This window comes from Corallococcus exercitus, assembly GCF_042231735.1.
Taxonomy (GTDB): Bacteria; Myxococcota; Myxococcia; order Myxococcales; family Myxococcaceae; genus Corallococcus; species Corallococcus exercitus_B.
On the sequence record NZ_CP102577.1, the window covers coordinates 10,035,340 to 10,054,460 of the forward strand.

Annotated in this window: 1 protein-coding gene (running past one end of the window); it reads right to left on the reverse strand. The window is 69.7% G+C overall.

The features are described 5' to 3' along the window. Positions 1 to 19,121, reverse strand: the 3' portion of a protein-coding gene (locus tag NR792_RS40415) for a non-ribosomal peptide synthase/polyketide synthase (RefSeq protein ID WP_375758002.1). 10,258 nt of this gene lie beyond the right edge of the window; only the last 19,121 of its 29,379 coding nucleotides appear in the window; the start codon falls outside the window, past its right edge; its stop codon occupies positions 1 to 3.

Consider the following 19,121-nt stretch of genomic DNA (forward strand, 5'->3'; position numbering starts at 1 on the left):
TCAACTGCCGGTGGCTACCTGCTTCGAGTCGACGGACAGGGCCTTGCGCAGGTGCTCGACGACGGGTGCGAGGTGCGGGTCCTGCATCAGGGCGTGGTGGCCACCCGGGACGGTGTGCACTTCCAGTCCGCCACGGACGAGGGATTCCCAGCCGCGGTGACGCGGGAGTTCGGTGGGGGCTTCACCGGCGCTCAGGAGCAGGGCGGTGCCGTCGTACGGCCGGGGGACGTACTTCTCCTGCGCGAAGAGGTTGGCGCGGTAGACCTGGAAGAGGGCACGCAGCTGGGCGGGCCCGGAGTGCGTGTCGAGGATGCGCGCCCGGAGTCCTTCCTGCAGCAGGTGGCCCAGCATCGCGTCGTCACTGCCCTGTTCCAGGACGTCGTCGGAGACGGAGAGCTCCTGGCCAAAGGCGGTGGCCGTGGCATGGGCGAAGGCGAGCCGCGCGCGGGCTGCCGCGTCGAGGCGCGGGGTGTCCTGCGAGGGCTTCGTCAGGCCGGGGACGTAGGTGTCGATGAGGGCGAGCAGGTCCACGGCTTCGCCTGCTTCACGCAGCCGCTGGGCCATCTCGTAGGCGACGAGTCCACCCAGGGACCAGCCTCCGAGTTGGTAGGGGCCATGAGGCTGCACCGAGCGAATGGCGTCGAGGTAGAGGCTCGCCATCTCCTCGATGGACTCCGCGACGGGACGTCCGTCGAGGCCGCGTGACTGGAGGCCGTAGACGGGCAGTGAGGGGCCCAGGCGGCGCGCCAGCTCCGAGTAGGCGAGGACGTTTCCGCCGCCCGGGTGGACGAGGAAGAAGGGCCGGTGGCCGGGCTCTCCGCGCTCCAAGGGGACGAGGGGCGTCCACGCCTGCGAGTCCTCGCGGAGCACCAGGGCAAGCTGCTCGACGGTGGGCTGCTGGAAGAGGACGGAGAGGGGAATCGACTGGCCCAGGCGCTCGCGCACGGAGGCGACCATGCGCACGGCGAGCAGGGAGTGGCCGCCGAGTTCGAAGAAGCTGGTGCGGACGCCGACGGAGCGGACGCCGAGGACGTCCTCCCAGATGCGGGCGAGCTGCATCTCGAGGGCGTCACGGGGTGCGACGAAGTCCCGGGCCGCGACGGCGTGGGCGTCGGGCTCGGGCAGGGCCTTGCGGTCCACCTTGCCGTTGGCGTTGAGGGGCAGGGCGTCGAGGACGAGGAGGGCGGAGGGCACCATGTACTCGGGCAGCCGCTGCTTGAGGCTCGCCTTGAGGGCTTCGGAGTCCAGCGCATGGCCATCGCGCGCGGTGACGTAGCCGATGAGGCGCTTGTCCGCGTCCGCGCCCCGAGCCACGACGACGGCCTCGTTGACGCCAGGGAATGCACGCAGCGCGGCTTCGATTTCGCCCAGCTCGATGCGGAAGCCGCGCACCTTCACCTGGAAGTCGACGCGGCCCAGGAAGTCGAGCGTGCCGTCTTCCCGGAAACGTGCCTTGTCGCCCGTGCGGTAGAGGCGCTCGCCGGGAGTGGAGGCGAAGGGATGGGGGACGAAACGCTCCGCGGTCAGGTCCGGCTGCCGCAGATAGCCCCAGGCAAGGCCCTGGCCACCGACGTACACCTCGCCCGCGACGCCCAAGGGCACGGGGCGCAGGTGCGCGTCGAGCACGTAGACGGTGGAGTTGGAGAGCGGGCGGCCAATGGGAACCGCACCGTCCACCACTGAGTCGCGACTCAGGGTGAACGTCGTGGAGAAGGTGGTGTTCTCCGTGGGGCCGTAGCCGTTGATGAAGGTAGCGCCTTCAGGGATGCGAGCGAGGTGCTCACGTACGCGCGCGGCAGGCAGCACGTCGCCACCTGCGAGCACCTGACGCACACCCGCGAGGGCTTCGCCCTGGTGCAGCGCCATCTGCTCGAAGAGGGCGGCGGTGAGCCACAGGGACGTCACGCGGTGGTGACGCAGCTGCGCGGCCAGCTCCTCCAGCGAGAGGGAGTGAGGCGGAGTGAGGACGAGCTTCGCGCCATGCAACAGCGCACCCCAGATTTCGAGCGTGGACGCATCGAAGGCAACGGGAGCGGCCTGGAGCCAGACTTCGTCCGGCCCGAAGCGCATGAAGGAGTTTCCGAGCACGAGGCGGGTGATGCCCCGGTGGGGCACGCAGACGCCCTTGGGGCGGCCCGTGGAGCCCGAGGTGAACATGACGTAGGCCAGGGCCTCGCCGTCCACCTGGACCTCCGGCGCATGGGTGGGCCGCGCGGCGATGACGTCCCGCTGCGCATCCAGCCAGACGCGGGTGCCGGAGGCGGGCAGCAGCGAGGCGAAGGGCTGGTGGGTGACGATGACGTGGACGTCGGCGTCCTCCAGCAGGGCTGCGATGCGCTCCACGGGGGCGTTGCGATCCACCGGGACGAAAGCGGCGCCCACCTTGAGGATGGCGAGCAGCGCCGTCACCATTTCGAAGGAGCGTTCGACGGCGAGGCCGACGCGTGCACCTGGGACGACGCCCAGCGAGCCCAGGTGATGGGCCAGTTGGTTCGCACGGGCTTCGAGCTGCGCATACGTCAGCGAAGCCTCTCCCAGGACCAGGGCGACGGCGTGAGGCGTGCGCTGTGCCTGCCGGGCGAAGTGGACGTGGACGGGGACGTCCGTCGGGCTGACGGCCGCCGTGTCATTCCACTCCACGAGGATGCGCTGACGTTCCACTCCGGTCAGCAATTGCACCTCGGCCAGGGACTGCTCGGGCTTCGCGGCCACGGCCTCCAGCAGCGCGTGCAGGTGGCCCGCCATCCGCTCGATGGTGCCCTGCTTGAAGAGCGTGGTGCTGTACTCCAGCGTGCCGCGCAGCCCTTCGGTCCCTTCGGTGAAGAAGACGCTCACGTCGAACTTCGACGTCGAGTGGATTGCCTCCAGCCCTCGCAGCCGGAGGTCCGACAGCCGCACGTCCTCCGTAGGCACGTTCTGGAGCGCCAGAAGCGTCTGGAAGAGCGGCGTGTGGCTGAGGCTGCGCGTCGGTTGCAGGGCCTCCACCAGCTTCTCGAAGGGCACCTCCTGGTGCTCGTAGGCCTCCAGCACCGTGGCGCGCACTTGCTGCAGCAGTGCCCGGAAGGACTGGCTTTCCTCCACTCGAGCACGCAGGACGAGTGTGTTGACGAAGAAGCCAATGAGGCCTTCCGTCTCCGCGCGAGTACGGCCAGCGATAGGTGAGCCGACGCTGATGTCGTCCTGCCCCGTGTAGCGTGCAAGCAGGCCCTGCCAGGCGGCCAGCAGCACCATGAAGAGCGAGCCGCCTTCCCGGTGGGCGAGGCCGCGCAGTGCTTCTGTCAATTCACGCGACAGGGTGAAGCTGAAGGTGGCACCCGCGGTGCTCCGGACAGCCGGGCGAGGGAAGTCGGTGGGCAACTCCAGCACGGCGGGAGCGCCGGAGAGCTTCGTCTCCCACCAGGCCACCTCCTGCCGCAGCGCCTCACCGGAAAGCGTGCGGCGCTGCCAGTCCGCGTAGTCCGCGTATTGCACCGGCAACACGGGCAGGGGCGACGGCTGTCCGGCTGAGAAGGCCGTGTAGAGGGCGGCGACTTCACGCACCAGCACGCCCAGCGACCAGCCGTCGGAGACGATGTGGTGCATCGTGACGACGAGGACGTGCTCGGTTTCGGTGAGCTTGAAGAGGAGCGTGCGGAGAAGGGGGCCGGTGCGCAAGTCGAAGGGCCGGCGCATCTCCGCTTCCACGAGGGCCCGTGCCTCGGACTCACGCTGTGCTTCGGGCACGTCCGTGAGGTCCACGAGGGCCAGGGGCTGGTGGCTGTTGGGATGGATGATCTGGACAGGAGAGCCCTCCACCTGGGCGAAGGTGGTGCGCAGGGCGTCGTGACGGCGCACGACTTCCTGCAGGGCACGCTCCAGCACTTCGGTGCGCAGGTGGCCTTCCAGCCGGACGGCGACGGGCACGTTGTAGAGGGCGCTGCCCGGCTCCAGTTGGTCGATGAGCCACAGCCGCTGCTGGGCGAAGGACAGCGGCAGCGGGCCGTCATGCGAGACACGGGTGAGTGGCGAGGCGCTGGTGCGGGTGAGGCCCGCGAGGCGCGCGGCAAGGGCCTCCACCGTGGGCGACTCGAAGAGGGCGCGCAGGGGCAGTTCCACGCTGAACTCGGCGCGCACGCGGGACACCACCTGCGTGGCCAGCAGCGAGTGGCCACCCAGTTCGAAGAAGGAGTCCTTCACGCCCACTTGGGGCAGACGCAGCACCTCCGCCCAGATGGACGCCAGCTTCGCCTCGACTTGCGTGCGAGGTGCTTCGTAGGTGCTGCCTGCTTGCGGCGCCTCCGGCTCCGGCAGGGCTTTGCGGTCCACCTTGCCATTGGAGTTGAGAGGGAGCGCCTCCAGGACGAGGAGGGCGGAAGGCACCATGTACTCGGGCAGTTGCTGCCGGAGGTGCGCTTTGAGGGCGTCCACCTCCAGCGAGGTATCCGCCTTGGGCGTGACGTAGGCGACCAGCCGCTTGTCGGCGGCTTCGCCCTTGGCGACGACGACGGCGTCCTTGAGGCCCGGAGCACGGCGGAGCGCCGCTTCGATTTCGCCCAGCTCGATGCGGAAGCCACGCACCTTCACCTGGAAGTCGATGCGGCCGAGGTACTCCAGTCGCCCGTCCATGCGGTAACGGACGCGGTCACCCGTGCGGTACATGCGGCCACCCGGGGGGCCGTAGGGTTCGGGCAGGAAGCGCTCCGCGGTGAGCTCCGGGCGCAGCAGGTAGCCACGCGCCTGGCCTTCACCTGCGAGGTACAGCTCTCCGGCCACGCCCACGGGCACCGGCTGCAACGAGGCGTCCAGCACATAGGCGCGCGTCGCGGGGAGCGGGCGGCCGATGAGGGGCACCTCGTCACGGCCGACGAGGGAGGCCGTGGAGTAGGTGGTGTCTTCGGAAGGCCCGTAGAGGTTGTAGAGCTTCTGCACCGTGGGCACTGCGTAGACCTGCTTGGCCAATGTCTCCGGCAGTGCTTCGCCCGCGAGGTTGATGACGCGCACCCCTGGAGGCACAGCGCCCAGGCGCAGCAGCTGCGCCATGGCGGAGGGCACCGTATTGACGAGGGTGACGTGCGAAGCGGTGGGTAGCTCCGCCAGGTGAAGCGCGTTGCGCGCCACCACCACCGCGCCGCCGCTGCTCAATGGGGCGAAGAGCTCGAAGACGGAGAGGTCGAAGTTGAGGCTCGTCGCGGCGAGCGTGCCCTTCAGTTCCTCCGGGGTGAACGTGGCAAGGGCCCAGTGCAGGAAGGAGACAGCATTGCCGTGGGAGATGGCGACGCCCTTGGGCCGGCCGGTGCTGCCGGAGGTGTAGATGAGGTAGGCGAGGTGCCCGGCGTGGATGTCCACGGCAGGCGCAGTAGTGGGCTGATTCGCCAGCTCCGCATCCGAGTCGAGGCACACCGCTGTGGCGGTGGTTTCAGGCAGCGCGGCGAGCAGATGCGAGTGGGCGACGAGGGCAGGGCCCTGGGCGTCCTCCAGCAACCAGCCCAGGCGCTCACGCGGGTAGCTGGGGTCCAGAGGCACGTAGGCGCCGCCGGCCTTGAGAATGCCGAGAGCGCCGATGACGAGGTCCTCAGTGCGCTCGACGCAGAGGCCCACGCGGACTTCAGGACCGACGCCCAGATCGCGCAGACGGTGGGCAAGCTGGTTCGCCTTCGCGTCCACCTCGCGGTAGGTCAGTTGACGCTCGGGCGTGATGACGGCCAGCGCATCCGGCGTACGGCGCACCTGGGCTTCCACCATCGCGGGGATGCTCGGCTCGCGAATCGCCAGTGCTGCTTCCGGGTTCCACTCGACCAGGAGTTGCTGGCGCTCGGAAGCGGTGAGCAGGGGCAGATCGCCCAGTCGCGTATCCGGCTTGTTCGCGATGGCCTCCAGCAACACGCCGAAGTGCCCCGCCATGCGCTGGATGGTCGCCGCGTCGAACAGGTCCGTCGCGTACTCCAGCGTGCCGGCAAACCCGTCCCGTCCCTCACTCATACCCAGGGAGAGGTCGAACTTGGCGAAGTGGGCTTCTAGCGGCAGGCCCTGGAACGAGAGGCCCGGCAGGCGCAACGCCTCGGTGGGCGTGTTCTGCAGGACGAACATGGCCTGGAAGAGGGGGCTGCGGCTCAGGTCGCGCGCGGGCTGCACCGCTTCGACGAGCTTCTCGAAGGGCAAGTGCTGGTGGTCGTAGGCCGCGAGCGTCGTGCCTCGCACCTGGGCCAACAGCTCCCGGAACGTCGCGCGCGGGTTCAGCTGGGCGCGCAGGACCAGGGTGTTGATGAAGAAGCCGATGAGGCCTTCAGTCTCCGCCTGGGTGCGGCCGGCAATGGGAGAACCCACGCTGACGTCGTCCTGTGCGGAGTAGCGCGACAGGAGCACCTGGAAGGCCGCCAGCAACGTCATGAAGGGCGTGGCGCCTTCACGCTGGGCCAAGGCCTTGAGGGCTTCCGTGATGTGCTTGGGAATGCGCACCTCCGCCATGGCGCCACGGTGGGACTGGACGGGCGGACGCGGACGGTCCGTGGGCAGCTCCAGCGCCGCGGGGGCGCCAGCCAGCTGCTGCTTCCAGTAACCCAGCTGCGCGTCGAGCACCTCGCCCTGGAGCCAGTTGCGCTGCCACGCCGCGAAGTCCGCGTACTGCATCGGCAGCGGCGAGAGGGCCGGCACGCTTCCGGTGGTGAAGGCCTCGTAGAAGGCGGCCATTTCCCGCACGAGGACGCCCATGGACCAGCCGTCGGAGACGATGTGGTGCATCGTCACCAGCAGCAGGTGCGAGTCGTCCGTCAGGCGCACCAGCGTGCTGCGCAGCAGCGGACCCCTGGCGAGGTCGAACGGCCGACGTGCTTCCGCATTGGCCAGCCGTCGCGCCTCGTTCTCCCGCTGCTCCTCGGGCAGGGTGGAGAAGTCCACCAGGGGCAGCGTCCATCCCGCCGGAGCGTGGATGACTTGGATGGGCTGGTCCTGGTGTTCGTGGAAGGTGGTGCGCAGGGCTTCGTGGCGGGCGACGAGTGCCTCGAAGGCGCGGCGCAGGGCCTCCACGTCCACGTGCCCCGTAAGCTGGAGCGCGGTGGGGATGTTGTACGACGCGTCTCCGGGCTGGAGTTGATCCAGCAGCCACAGCCGCTGCTGGGCGAAGGACAGGGGGCGAGGGCCCTCGTGCGAGGCACGGATGAGCTTCGGAGCCTGAGGGCCCGTGGTCCCATGCAACCGCCCGGCAAGGGCTTCCACCGTGGGCGACTCGAAGAGCGCGCGCAGGGGCAGCTCCACGCTGAACTCGGCGCGCACACGGGACACCACCTGCGTGGCCAAGAGCGAGTGGCCACCCAGCTCGAAGAAGGAGTCCTTCACGCCCACTTGGGGCAGACGCAGCACCTCCGCCCAGATGGACGCAAGCTTCGCCTCGACTTCGGTGCGAGGCGCTTCGTAGGTGTTGCCCGCCTGAGATGCTTCCGGCTCTGGCAGGGCCTTGCGATCCACCTTGCCGTTGGAATTGAGGGGCAGGGCGTCCAGCACCATGAAGACAGCGGGCACCATGTACTCAGGGAGCCCCTGGCGCAGATGCGCCTTGAGTGCTTCCACCTCCAGCGAGGCATCCGCCTTGGGCGTGACGTAGGCGACCAGCCGCTTGTCGGCGGCTTCGCCCTTGGCGACGACGACGGCGTCCTTGAGTCCGGAGACTCGACGGAGCCCCGCTTCGATTTCGCCCAGCTCGATGCGGAAGCCACGCACCTTCACCTGGAAGTCGATGCGGCCGAGGTACTCCAGCCGCCCGTCCATGCGGTAACGGACGCGGTCACCCGTGCGGTACATGCGGCCACCCGGGGGGCCGTAGGGTTCGGGCAGGAAGCGCTCCGCGGTGAGTTCCGGGCGCAGCAGGTAGCCACGCGCCTGGCCTTCACCGGCGAGGTACAGCTCTCCGGCCACGCCCACGGGCACCGGCTGCAACGAGGCGTCCAGCACGTAGGCGCGCGTCGCGGGGAGCGGGCGGCCGATGAGAGGCACCTCGTCGCGGCCGACGAGAGAGGCGGTGGAGTAGGTGGTGTCTTCGGAAGGCCCGTAGAGATTGTAGAGCTTCTGCACCGTGGGTACTGCGTAGACCTGCTTCGCCAGCGTCTCCGGCAGGGCCTCACCGGCGAGGTTGATGACGCGCACGGTGGGCGGCACCGCATTCAGGCGCAGCAGCTGCGCCATGGCGGAGGGCACTGTGTTGACGAGGGTGACGTGCGAAGCGGTGGACAGCTCCGCCAGATGCAGCGCGTTGCGTGCCATCACCACCGCGCCGCCGCTGGAGAGAGGCGCGAAGAGTTCGAAGACGGAGAGGTCGAAGTTGAGGCTCGTCGCGGCGAGGGTGCCCTTCAGCTCTTCCTGAGAGAACGTCGCGAGTGCCCAGTGGAGGAAGGCCACGGCGTTGCCATGGGAGATGGCGACGCCCTTGGGGCGGCCGGTGCTGCCGGAGGTGTAGATGAGGTAGGCGAGGTGCCCGGCGTGGATGTCCACGGCAGGCGCAGTAGTGGGCTGATTCGCCAGCTCCGCATCCGAGTCGAGGCACACGGGCGTTGCCGAGGTTTCGGGCAGCGCTGAGAGCAGGTGCGAGTGGGCGACGAGGGCGGGGCCCTGGGCGTCTTCCAGTAGCCAGCCCAGGCGCTCACGCGGGTAGCTGGGGTCCAGTGGTACGTAGGCGCCGCCGGCCTTGAGGATGCCGAGGGCACCGATGACGAGGTCCTCGGTGCGCTCGACGCACAGGCCGACGCGGACTTCGGGACCGACTCCGAGGCCGCGCAGACGGTGGGCAAGCTGGTTCGCCTTCGCGTCCACCTCCCGGTACGTCAGTTGACGCTCGGGCGTGATGACGGCCAGGGCAGCCGGCGTGCGGCGTACCTGGGCTTCCACCATCGCGGGGATGCTCGGCTCGCGAATCGCCAGTGCTGCTTCCGGGTTCCAGTCGACGAGGAGTTGCTGGCGCTCATCGTCGGTGAGCAGGGGCAGATCGCCCAGCCGCGTGTCCGGCTTCACGGCAATGGCTTCCAGCAGCACGCCGAAGTGGCCGGCCATGCGCTGGATGGTTGCCGCGTCGAAGAGGTCCGTCGCGTACTCCAGCGTGCCGACGAAGCCATCCTGGCCCTCACGCAGACCCAGCGAGAGGTCGAACTTGGCGAAGTGGGCCTCCAGGGGCAGGGCCTGGAAGGACAAGCCGGGCAGACGCAACGCCTCGGTGGGCGTGTTCTGCAGGACGAACATGGCCTGGAAGAGCGGGCTGCGGCTCAGGTCGCGCGTGGGCTGCACCGCTTCGACGAGCTTCTCGAAGGGCAGGTGCTGGTGGTCATACGCCGCGAGCGTCGTGCCTCGCACCTGGGCCAGCAGCTCGCGGAACGTCGCACGCGGGTTCAGCTGGGCGCGCAGGACCAGGGTGTTGATGAAGAAGCCGATGAGGCCTTCGGTCTCCGCCTGGGTACGGCCGGCAATGGGCGAACCCACGCTGACGTCGTCCTGTGCGGAGTAGCGCGACAGGAGCACCTGGAAGGCCGCCAGCAACGTCATGAAGGGCGTGGCGCCTTCACGCTGGGCCAAGGCCTTGAGGGCTTCCGCGATGTGCTTGGGAATGCGCACGTCCACCGTGGCACCACGGTGGGACTGGACGGGCGGACGCGGGCGGTCCGTGGGCAGCTCCAGCGCCGCGGGGGCACCGGCCAGCTGCTGCTTCCAGTAGTGGATCTGCGCATCCAGGGCCTCGCCCTGGAGCCAGTTGCGTTGCCACGCCGCGAAGTCCATGTACTGCACCGGCAGTGGCGCGAGGGAGGACGACTGGCCGGTGCTGAAGGCTGCGTAGAAGGCCGCTACCTCCCGGACGAGGACGCCCATGGACCAGCCGTCGGAGACGATGTGGTGCATCGTCACCAGCAGCAGGTGCGAGTCGTCCGTCAGGCGCACCAGCGTGCTGCGCAGCAGCGGACCCCTGGCGAGATCGAACGGCCGCCGCGCTTCTTCGTCGGCCAGACGCCGCGCCTCGTCCTCCCGCATGGCTTCAGGCCATGTGGAGAGGTCCACCCGTGGCAGTGTCCATTCCCCTGACGCGTGGAGGGTCTGGACGGGTTGGTCCTGGTGCTCGTGGAAGGTGGTGCGCAGGGCTTCGTGCCGCTGGACGAGCGCCTCGAAGGCGCGGCGCAGGGCCTCCACGTCCAGGTGCCCGGAGAGCTGGAGCGCCGTGGGGATGTTGTACGACGCGTCTCCGGGCTGGAGCTGATCCAACAGCCACAGCCGCTGCTGGGCGAAGGACAGCGGCCGAGGTCCATCCGCCTGGGCCCGGGTGAGCGGAGGCAGGTGGACGTTCGAGGTGTTCGCTTGGATGCGCTCCGCGAGCGCGGCGACCGTGGGTGCCTCGAAGAGAGCCCTGAGCGGCAACTCCTGACGGAAGGTGGCACGCACGCGCGAGACGAGCTGCGTGGCCAGGAGCGAGTGGCCGCCGAGCGCGAAGAAGTCGTCGTGGACGCCGACTCGCTCCACGCGCAGCACCTGGGTGAAGAGGGCCGCGAGCTGCTCTTCGGTGGGCGTGCGCGGGGCGGCGTAGGTGGTGGCGAGCGCGGTGCCCTGCGGCGCGGGCAGTGCCTTGCGGTCCACCTTGCCGTTGGTGTTGAGCGGCAGGGCCTCCAGCACGATGAGCGCGGAGGGCACCATGTACTCGGGCAGGTGCTGCTTGAGGAAGGCACGGACCTCCGTGGCGTCCAGGGACTGGCCCTCCTCGGGGACCAGGTACGCGACGAGCCGCTTGTCTCCGGGCACGTCCTCGCGCGCCAGCACGACGGCCTGATGCACGGAGGGGTGGCTCAGCAGGCGGGACTCGATTTCGCCCAGCTCGATGCGGAAGCCACGCACCTTCACCTGGAAGTCGGCGCGGCCCAGGTAGTCAATCATCCCGTCCGCGCGCCAGCGCACCACGTCTCCCGTGCGGTAGAGGCGGGTACCGGGCGTGGAGGAGAAACCATCCGGAATGAAGCGGTCCGCCGTCAGCTCCGGGCGGTTGAGGTAGCCGCGAGCGACGCCTTCGCCGCCGATGAACAGCTCACCCGCGACACCCACGGGCACGGGGCGCAGCGTGCGGTCCAGCACGTAGACGCGCACGTTGGGCAGGGGCCGGCCGATGGTGGGCGTGGGCGAAGCGTCGAAGGCGCACGCGGTGGCGTCGACGGTGCACTCGGTGGGGCCGTAGACGTTGAAGACGCGCGGACGCGGGACTTGGGCCAGGTGGCGCCAGGTGGCCGGGTCCACGGCTTCGCCACCCACGAGGACGCGGCGGGGAATGGCCTCGCGCCGCAGCAGGCCTTCGTCCAACAGCAGGCGCAGGTGCGCGGGCGAGCAGTCGAGGACGTCCAGCGCATCCGTTTGGATGCGATTGACGAGCTCGCCCACGTCGGCGCGGGCCTCGTCCGGGACGATGCAGAGGGTGTGACCATCGAGCACCTGGATGAGCTGCTTGACGGAAGCATCGAAGGACAGCGGCGCGTTGACGCTGACACGCTCTCCAGGCCGGGCCTCCGCGTGCACGGTGGCGGCAAGCGCGACGCGCAGGTTCAGCACGGAGCGGTGCTGGATCATCACGCCCTTGGGGCGGCCGGTGCTGCCGGAGGTGTAGATGATGTAGGCCAGGTGCTCCGGCGTGACCGACGTCACCGGAGCCTCCAGCGCCTCACGGGAAAGGTCCGCGGCGTCGGAGTCCAGGCAGATGTCATTCGCGGAGTGCGGAGGCAGCGTGTCACGCAGTCGCTGCTGGGTGAGCACCACCGGCGCGCCGGTGTCGATGAGGACGTGAGCCAGCCACTCACGCGGGTAGCTGGGATCGATGGGCACGTAGGCGCCACCGGCCTTGAGCGTGCCCAGGATGCCGACAAGGGCCTCCACGGAGCGCTCCACGCAGAGCACCACGCGCACGTCGGGGCCGACGCCCAGCTTCACCAGCCGGTGGGCCAGTTGATTGGCGCGCGTGTCCAACTCGCGGAACGTGAGCTGCTCATCCCGGCAGATGACGGCCAGGGCTTCAGGCGTGCGAAGGGCCTGCGCGGCGAAGGCCTCATGGAGGCAGAGGTCGCGAGGGAACTCGGCGCTGGGGCCGTTCCAATCCACGAGAAGCTGCTGACGCTCCGGGGCGGTGAGCAGCGGCAGGCTCGCGAGCGTTGAGTCCGGCTGCGCGGCGATGGCCTCCATCAGCACACCCAGGTGGCCCGCCATGCGCTGGGCCGTCGAGGCCTCGAAGAGGTCCGTGGCGTACGTCAGCGTTCCGACGAAGCCCTCGGGTGACTCGGAGAGGGTGAGCGTGAGGTCGAACTTGGAGGACCGGGTGTCCACCGCGACGCCCTGGAAGGACAGCCCGGACAGGCGCAGCGCTTCGGTGGGCGCGTTCTGCAGGGAGAACATCGCCTGGAAGAGCGCGCTGCGGCTCAGGTCGCGTGAGGGCTGGAGCACCTCCACCAGCTTCTCGAACGGAAGGTGCTGGTGCTCGTACGCCGCGAGCGTGGTGCCGCGCACCTGGGCCAGCAGCTGGCGGAAGCTCAGCTCCGGCTGGAGGTGGGCACGCAACACCAGCGTGTTGACGAAGAAGCCGATGAGCCCCTCCGTCTCCGCCTGCGTGCGGCCCGCGATGGGCGTACCCACGCTGATGTCGTCCTGCGTGGAGTAGCGGGACAGGAACAGCTGCCAGGCCGCCAGCAGCACCATGAAGGGTGTGGCGCCTTCACGCTGCGCCAGGTCCTTGAGGGCCTGGGAGACCTGCGGCGGAAGGCGCACGTCCACCATGGCGCCCCGGCGTGACTGCACCGGAGGACGCGGATGGTCCGTGGGCAGGTCCAGCGCGGACGGCGCACCCGCGAGCTGCTTCTTCCAATAACCCAGCTGCGCGTCCAGGGCCTCCCCCTGGAGCCAGCCTCGCTGCCACACGGCGAAGTCCGCGTACTGCACGGGTAGCGGCGGAAGGGCGGGCGTCTGGCCGGTGCTGAAGGCTCCGTAGAAGGCCGCCACCTCCCGGACGAGGACGCTCATGGACCAGCCGTCGGAGACGATGTGGTGCATCGTCACCAGCAGCAGGTGCGAATCATTGGCCAGCCGCACCAGCGTGCTGCGCAGCAGCGGACCCGTGGCGAGGTTGAAGGGACGCCGGGCCTCCGTGGCCGCCACGCGCTGGGCCTCCTCCTCGCGCTGCGACTCGGGGAGGGCGGTCAGGTCGATGAGGGGCAGCTCCCAGGCGGAGGGTTCCTGGACGAACTGCGACGGTTCCTCCTGCGCCGTGGAGAGCGTGGTGCGCAGCGCTTCGTGGCGCTCCTCCAGCGCCTGGAAGGCGCGACGCAGCGACTCCAGGTCCACCTGGCCCGTCAGCCGCAGGGCGGTGGGGATGTTGTACGAGATGTCGCCCGGCTGGAGCTGATCCAGCAGCCAGAGGCGCTGCTGGGCGAAGGACAGCGGGATGGCGCCTTCGCGCGGCATGGGCCGCAAGGGCGGTGCGCCGAGCCCGGCGGACCGGGCGCCCTCGATCTTCGGAGCAAGTCCTTCGACGGTGGGCGCCTCGAAGAGGGCCCTGAGCGGCAGCTCCACGCGGAAGGTGGACCGCACGCGGGAGACGAGCTGGGTGGCCAGGAGCGAATGGCCTCCCATGGCGAAGAAGTCGTCCAGGACGCCGATGCGCTCCACGCGGAGGACTTCGGCGAAGAGGTCGGCCAGCTGTCCCTCGAGGGCGGTGCGCGGCGCGACGAAGACGGAGCTCCGAGGCACGTCTCCCGGTTCCGGCAGGGCCTTGCGATCCACCTTGCCGTTGGCGTTGAGGGGCAGCGCGTCCAGCACCATGAGGACCGACGGCACCATGTACTCGGGCAGCCGCTGCTTGAGGCTGGCCTTGAGGGTGTCCGCGTTCAGTGACTGTCCCGCGCGCGGGGTGACGTAGCCGATGAGGCGCTTGTCCGTGCCGGTGCCCCGGGCCACGACGACCGCTTCGTTGACGCCAGTGGCGGAGCGCAGGGCGGTTTCGATTTCGCCTGGCTCGATGCGGAAGCCACGCACCTTCACCTGGAGGTCGGCACGGCCGAGGAAGTCGAGCGTACCGTCTTCCCTCCAGCGCGCCTGGTCACCCGTGCGGTAGAGGCGCTCGCCGGGAGTGGAGGCGAAGGGATGGGGGACGAAGCGCTCCGCGGTCAGGTCCGGGCGGTGGAGGTAGCCCCAGGCGAGGCCGGGGCCGCCGACGTACACCTCGCCCGCGATGCCCACGGGCACGGGGTTCAGGCGCGTGTCGAGCACGTAGGCGGTGGAGTTGGAGAGCGGCCGGCCAATGGGCACCGCGCCCTCCACCACCGTGTCGCGACGCAGGGTGAACGTCGTGGAGAAGGTGGTGTTCTCCGTGGGGCCGTAGCCGTTGAGGAAGGTGGTGCCTTCGGGGATGCGAGCGAGGTGTTCGCGCACTCGGGCAGCGGGCAGCACGTCGCCACCCGCGAGCACCTGACGCACACCCGCGAGGGCTTCGCCCTGGTGCAAGGTCATCTGCTCGAAGAGGGCCGCGGTGAGCCACAGGGACGTCACGCGGTGGTGACGCAGCTGGGTGGCCAACTCCTCCAGCGAGAGGGAGTGAGGCGGAGCGAGGACGAGCTTCGCGCCATGCAGCAGCGCGCCCCAGATTTCGAGCGTGGAGGCGTCGAAGGCAACGGGAGCGGCCTGGAGCCAGACTTCGTCAGGCCCGAAGCGCATGAAGGTGCTGCCGAGCACGAGGCGGGTGATGCCACGGTGGGGCACGGAGACGCCCTTGGGGCGGCCCGTGCTGCCCGACGTGAACATGACGTAGGCGAGGGCTTCGCCATCCACGCGGACGTCGGGGGCGTACGTGGGCAGCGCGGCGATGACGTCCCGCTGCGCGTCCAGCCAGACGCGGGTACCGGAGGCGGGCAGCAGTGAGGCGAAGGGCTGGTGGGTGACGATGACGTGGACGTCGGCGTCCTCCAGCAGGGCGGCGATGCGCTCGACGGGAGCGTTGCGGTCCACGGGAACGAAGGCCGCGCCTACCTTGAGGATGGCGAGCAGCGCCGTCACCATTTCGAAGGAGCGCTCGACGGCGAGGCCGACGCGCGCACCCTGCGCGATGCCGAGGGCTCGCAGGTGATGGGCGAGCTGGTTGGCGCGCGACTCCAGCTGGGCATACGTCAGCGAAGCCTCGCCGAAGACGAGTGCCACGGCGTCAGGCGTGCGTCGGGCCTGCTGGGCGAAGTGGACGTGGACCGGGACCTCCGTCGGACTGGCAACGGTGGTGTTGTTCCACTCCACGAGGATGCGCTGGCGCTCGTCGCTGGAGAGGAGGGACAGCTCGGCCACGGGCTGCTCGGGCCTGTCGGCCACGGCCTCCAACAGCGCGCGCAGGTGGTGGCCCATCCGCTCCACGGTGCCGCGCTTGAAGAGGGCGGTGCTGTATTCCAGCACGCCCACGAAGCCCTGAGACGAGTCCTGCATCGCCAGGTTGAGGTCGAACTTGGCGGAGCGCCTTTTGGGGGTCAGCTGCTGGAAGGTGAGGCCCGGCACACGCAGGTCCCCGGCAGGAGCGTTCTGCAGGGCGAACATCACCTGGAACAGCGGGCTGCGGCTGGTGTCCCGCACCGGCTGGAGGGCTTCCACCAGCTTCTCGAACGGCAGGTGCTGGTGCTCGTACGCCGCGAGCGTCGTGACGCGCACCTGGGCCAGCAGCTTCCGGAACGAGGCCTCCGGCGTCATGCGCGTGCGGAGGACGAGCGTGTTGACGAAGAAGCCGATGAGGCCCTCGGTCTCCGCCTGGGTGCGGCCCGCGATGGGCGAACCCACGCTGATGTCGTCCTGCGCGGAGTAGCGCGACAGGAGCACCTGCCAGGCCGCGAGCAGCACCATGAAGGGCGTGGCGCCTTCGCGCTGGGCCAGGGCCTTGAGCGCGTCGGACGTCGTCTGGGGAACCTGGACGGCGACGACCGCGCCCTGGTGGGACTGGATGGCCGGGCGGGGATGGTCGGTCGGTAGCTCCAGCGCGAAAGCCGCACCCGCGAACTGCTGCTTCCAGTAGCCGAGCTGCGCGTCCAGCGTCTCGCCCTGGAGCCAGTCGCGCTGCCACGTCGTGAAGTCCGCGTACTGCACGGGCAGCGGCGCAAGCGTGGGCGTCTGGCCGGTGCTGAAGGACTCGTAGAGGGCCACCAGCTCCCGGACGAGCACGCCCATGGACCAGCCGTCGGAGACGATGTGGTGCATCGTCACCAGCAGCAGGTGCTCTTCGCCGGCCAGCCGCACGAGCGCGGTGCGCAGGAGCGGGCCTCGCTCCAGGTGGAAGGGTTGGTTCGCTTCCTCCACGATCCGGCGCTGGGCCTCGGCTTCGCGCTGCGCTTCGGGCAGCGCGGACAGGTCCACGAGCGGCAGCGTCCAGGCGCCCGGCTCGTGGATGGCCTGCGTGGCCTGCCCTTCCTGCTCATGGAAGGTGGTGCGCAGGGATTCGTGACGGGCGACCAGCGCTTCGAAGGCGCGGCGCAGCGACTCCACGTCCACCTGGCCCTTCAGCCGCAGCGCCGCGGGGATGTTGTACGACGCATCGCCGGGCGTGAGCTGATCGAGGAACCAGAGGCGCTGCTGGGCGAAGGAGAGCGGAATGGCTCCCTCGCGAGACGCGGGTCGAAGCGTAGGACCCATCCGGGCCGCCGTGAGCCGCGCATCCGCGAGCTTCAGCGCGAGGGCAGCCACGGTCGGAGCCTCGAAGAGGGCTCGCAGGGGGAACTCCAACCCCAGCGTCGCCCGCATGCGCGAGACGAGCTGGGTGGCCAGAAGCGAATGCCCACCCAGGGCGAAGAAGTCGTCCTGGATGCCCACCCGCTCCACGCGGAGGACTTCGGCGAAGAGGGCGGCCAGCTTCTCCTCGGTCGCGGTGCGCGGCGCGACGAAGGCGGTCGCGCGCGGTGCATCTCCCGGTTCGGGCAGGGCCTTGCGGTCCACCTTGCCGTTGGCGTTGAGGGGCATCGCGTCCAGCACCATGAGGACCGACGGCACCATGTACTCGGGCAGCCGCTGCTTGAGGCTGGCCTTGAGGGCGTCCACGTCCAACGCGAGTCCGTCGTGCGTGGTGACGTAGCCGATGAGGCGCTTGTCCGCGTCGGCGCCGCGAGCCACGACGATGGCCTCGTTGACGCCCGGGAAGGCGCGCAGGCCCGACTCGATTTCACCCAGCTCGATGCGGAAGCCGCGCACCTTCACCTGGAAGTCGACGCGGCCCAGGAAGTCGAGCGTGCCGTCCTCCAGCCAGCGGGCCTTGTCGCCCGTGCGGTAGAGGCGCTCGCCCGGAGTGGAAGCGAAGGGGTGGGGGACGAAGCGCTCCGCGGTCAGCTCGGGGCGGTGGAGGTAGCCCCAGGCGAGGCCCGGGCCACCGACGTACACCTCGCCCGCGACGCCCACGGGCACGGGGTGCAGGTGCGCGTCGAAGACGTAGGCCGTGGCGTTCGGGATGGGCCGGCCGATGGAGACGGGACCTTCCACACGCGAGTCCCGGTACAGGGGGAGCGTGGTGGAGAAAGTCGTGTTCTCCGTCGGACCGTAGGCGTGCAGCAGCGTCGCGTCCTCGGGGAGGCGTCGGAGGTGGTCACGCAGGCGCGACCAGGGCATCACGTCTCCGCCCGTGAGGAGCTGGCGCACTCCGGCCAGGGCTTCGCCCTGATGCAGCACGAGCTGCTCGAAGAGAGCCGTCGTCACGAACATGGCCGTCACGCGGTGGCGGCGCACCTGCTCCGCCAGCTCCTCCAGGGAGAGCGCATGGGGCGGTGCGAGGACGAGCTTCGCGCCGTGCAGCAGCGCGCCCCAGAGCTCCAGGGTGGACGCGTCGAAGGCGATGGGGGCGATCTGCAGCCACACCTCGTCGGGCCCGAAGTGCATGAAGGTGCTGCCGAGCACCAGGCGGGTGATGCCCCGGTGGGGAATGCTGACGCCCTTGGGACGGCCCGTGGAGCCCGACGTGAACATGACGTAGGCGAGAGACTCCCCATCCACGCGGACGTCGGGCGCATGGGTGGGCAGCGCGGCCAGGACGTCCTGCTGCGAGTCCAGCCAGACGCGGGTGCCGGAAGCGGGCAGCTTCGAGGCAAAGGGCTGATGCGTGAGCACCACGCCGACGTCGGCGTCCTCCAGCAGCGTCGTGATGCGCTCCACGGGCGCATTGCGGTCCACGGGGACGAAGGCCGCGCCCGTCTTGAGGATGGCGAGCAGTGCAGTCACCATCTCGAAGGAGCGCTCGAAGGCAAGGCCGACACGCGCGCCGGGCGTGATGCCGAGGGCTCGCAGGTGATGGGCGAGCTGGTTGGCGCGCGACTCCAGCTGGGCATACGTCAGCGTCGCGTCTCCCTGCACCAGGGCTACGGAGTCGGGCGTGCGCTGGACCTGCTGGGAGAAGTGAACGTGGACCGGGACGTCCATGGGGCTGGCGGCGGCCGTGTCATTCCACTCCACGAGGATGCGCTGGCGCTCCTCATGGGAGAGGAAGGACAGCTCGGCCACGGACTGCTCGGGCTTCGCGGCCACGGCCTCCAGCAGGTTGCGCAGGTGGCCTTCCATCCGCTCGATGGTGCTCCGCTCGAAGAGGGCGGTGCTGTACTCCAGCACGCCCACGAAGCCCTGCGGCGAGTCCTGCATCGCCAGGTTGAGATCGAACTTGGCGGTGCGCCCTTCGTTGGTCACCTGCTGGAAGGTGAGGCCTGGCACGCGCAGGTCCCCGGCCGGGGCGTTCTGCAGGGCGAACATCACCTGGAACAGCGGGCTGCGGCTCGCGTCCCGCACCGGCTGGAGGGCTTCCACCAGCTTCTCGAAGGGCAGGTGCTGATGCTCGTAGGCCGCGAGCGTCGTGCCGCGCACCTGGGCGAGCAGCTCGCGGAAGGTCGCCCGCGGATCCACCCGGGCCCGCAGGGCGAGCGTGTTGACGAAGAAGCCGATGAGGCCCTCGGTCTCCGCCTGGGTGCGGCCCGCGATGGGCGAACCCACGCTGAAGTCGTCCTGGCCGGCATAGCGCGACAGCAGCACCTGCCAGGCCGCGAGCAGCACCATGAAGGGCGTGGCACCTTCGCGCTGGGCCAGGGCCTTGAGCGCGTCGGACGTCGTCTGGGGAATCCTGACGGAGTGGGTCGCACCGGCGTGGGACTGGATGGCTGGGC